Source organism: Burkholderia sp. Ac-20384, assembly GCF_017104605.1.
In the GTDB taxonomy this organism is placed as follows: domain Bacteria; phylum Pseudomonadota; class Gammaproteobacteria; order Burkholderiales; family Burkholderiaceae; genus Burkholderia; species Burkholderia lata.
In genome coordinates this window covers 1-1,924 of the sequence record NZ_JAAGPE010000613.1, presented here as the reverse complement: position 1 = coordinate 1,924, position 1,924 = coordinate 1, and the positions used below count along the sequence as shown (strand labels likewise).

At 68.3% G+C, this 1,924-nt stretch carries 1 protein-coding gene and 1 pseudogene; one reads left to right on the top strand and one right to left on the bottom strand.

All coding sequences use genetic code 11. The features are described 5' to 3' along the window. The first annotated feature begins 422 nt into the window (after positions 1-422). Positions 423-1,622, top strand: a complete 1,200-nt coding sequence (locus G3O00_RS42290) for a sensor domain-containing diguanylate cyclase (protein WP_206146557.1) — start codon at positions 423-425, stop codon at positions 1,620-1,622. Positions 1,623-1,703: 81 nt separating this feature from the next. On the opposite strand, the pseudogene G3O00_RS42285 reads toward G3O00_RS42290, so the two are convergent. Beyond that, positions 1,704-1,924: pseudogene (locus G3O00_RS42285) on the bottom strand (hypothetical protein); the annotation flags it as partial.

Genomic DNA, 1,924 nt, shown 5'->3' with positions numbered 1-1,924 from the left:
GCGGCGGCAGCGGCAGCGGCAGCCGGCACGGCCGGCATCGGTGCGGCCGACAGCGCGGCGGCATGAAAAGCGCCGACCATCGCGGCCGAGAGGACGAGCAGCGACACGGCCGGCTTCATGCGCCGCTCCGTTTCGTCAGGATCATCCGGTCATTCGTCGCATCGAAACCGATGCACGCAAAGCAGCTATGCCCGTGAGTGAACATCCCCACTGCTTCCCCTCATCTATCTAACTGGCCTGATTCATTTATCGAAACGATGCGGCGATTTCTTTAATCGCGCGTCATCGTGCTACGCGCGCCTGGCACTGGCACACGCCCATTCGTCACACTATCTCAAAAACAGGACAAAACTTACCCCGATTCGCGACGTCGAAGCGAAAAAAACCTCAATCCGGTCGGAAATGCTGCGCGAGCGAGATGAATGGTAAGAATTGCGCCGTTGTCTGCCGGCAGGCCGGACGGCATACTGCCGGCGCGGTGCGGCTGGCCGGCGGCGGTCCGTTGCAGACCGCCCCGCCTGAACGCGCGGCCGCGAGGCGGCGCGTATGCTACCGCAATCCCGCGCCGCCGGACGTGCTTTCTTTCACGGAAAACTGACTTGAATCAAATCGTCGACACTGCCACCCCGTCCCCCGATACGCTGCTGCGCATCATCGCCGCGCAGACCGAGATCGCGAAGCTCGGCCTCGATCTCGGCAGCGTGATGGCCTATGTGGCCGAGCAGGTGCCGCAGCTCACCGGCGCGAGCGCCGCCGCGGTCGAATTCGCCGAGGGCGACGACATGGTGTACCGCGCGGCGTCGGGCACCGCGGCCGGGATGCTCGGCCTGCGGCTGCGGCGCTCGGGCAGCCTGTCGGGCCTGTGCGTGCAGCAAGGCGAGTTGCTGCACTGCATCGATTCGGAAACCGACCCGCGCGTCGATCGCGACGCCTGCCGGCGCGTCGGCCTGCGCTCGATGCTCGTGATGCCGCTCACCCATGCCGACACGACCGTCGGCGTGCTGAAGGTGATGTCGCCGGAAGTCGACGGCTTTTCGCAAGCCGACGCCGGCACGCTGCGGCTGACGGCCGACCTGATCGCCGCCGCGATGTTCCACGCGGCGCGCAACGAAGCGAACGAGCTGTACCTGCGCGCGACGCACGACGCGCTCACCGGCCTGCCGAACCGCGCGCTGTTCTACGACCGCCTGCGTCAGTCGATGCACACGACGCTGCGCGCGAACGGCCGCCTCGGCATTCTCAACATCGACATGGACGGGCTGAAGCCGATCAACGATGGCCTCGGTCACCGCGCGGGCGACGCGGCGCTGCGCGAGATCGCCACGCGGATGCAGGGAGCGGTGCGGCGCTCGGACACGGTCGCGCGCATCGGCGGCGACGAATTCGCGGTGATCCTGCCGAACATCGGCAACCGCGACGATGCGCATGCGCAAAGCACGCGGCTCGCGCGCCAGGTCGGCGAACCGTTCGAATTCGAGGGGCGCCCGATGCGGCTCGGCGTCAGCGTCGGGATCGCGCTGCTGCCCGACGACGGCACCGACATGAACGCGCTGATCGAGCATGCGGACCAGGCGATGTATGAAGTGAAGCGCACGCGGTCGCAGCGGGTCGCTCAGGCGTAACGCGTACTCTCAGGCTGCTTCCTTGACGAGCCGGCGGGCGGAACGACACCCTCGGCCGCTCGCGGCCGGCTTGAACGCGCGCTAGCCGATCTGCGGAACGGCAATCGCGAGCCCGACCGCGAGCCACTGGACGATCGCGACGAGCACACCGGCCCGGCACAGCCCGACCGCGCCGCGCACGCGTGCGTCGAGTGCGCGTCCGACCTTCGACGCATCGATCCAGCCGAGATCGGCGAGCGCGCGGTCGAGCGCCGCGAGCCCGTCGTCGACCGATCCGTCGCCCGCCGCCGCACGCGCGAGCG

What these genes read in the sequence shown, in the direction of transcription:
- G3O00_RS42290 (WP_206146557.1), top strand. Translation starts at nt 423, where the DNA reads ATGGTAAGAATTGCGCCGTTGTCTGCCGGCAGGCCGGACGGCATACTG.